We start from the raw sequence: 502 nt of genomic DNA, 5'->3' as shown, positions 1-502 counted from the left end.
GCTTCCTGGCCGGGGGGCTGGGCGCCTCGCTCTTCTCCTGCCTGCACGCCCTGGTGACCATCGTCTTTCTGGGCAACCAGGTGGTCTCGGGGCTGGCCCTGACCATCCTCGGCGTGGGGCTGGCCGACTACCTGGGCACGCCCTACATCGGAACCAAGCTCGCGGGCTTCTCCAAGTTCGCCTTCCCGGGCCTTGCGCACATCCCCTGGCTCGGGCCGATCTTCTTCCGCCAGGACGCCCTGGTCTACTGCTCCTATCTGGCCGTGCCCCTGGTCTGGTTCGTCTTCAACCGCACGCGGCTCGGCCTGGCCCTGGACGCGGCGGGCGAGTATCCGCCCGCGGCCCGCGCGGCCGGGCTCTCCGTGACCAGGCTGCGCTGGCTCGGCGTGGTCGGGGGGGCCTTCTTCGTGGGGCTCGGCGGGGCCTATCTTTCGCTGGCCTACACCCAGTTCTGGACCACCAACCTGGCCGCGGGACGCGGCTGGATCGCCGTGGCCCTGGT

The 502-nt window shown here is 70.9% G+C and carries 1 protein-coding gene; it reads left to right on the top strand.

Annotated elements, in window-relative coordinates:
* Positions 1-502: ABC transporter permease (locus tag DSX2_RS13670; RefSeq protein WP_020881670.1), on the top strand; the 502-nt coding region annotated here is incomplete at both ends.

This window comes from Desulfovibrio sp. X2, assembly GCF_000422205.1.
Lineage (GTDB): Bacteria > Desulfobacterota > Desulfovibrionia > Desulfovibrionales > Desulfovibrionaceae > Alkalidesulfovibrio.
The sequence above is the reverse complement of the archived record's forward strand: the minus strand, read 5'-3'. Positions and strand labels throughout refer to the sequence as shown.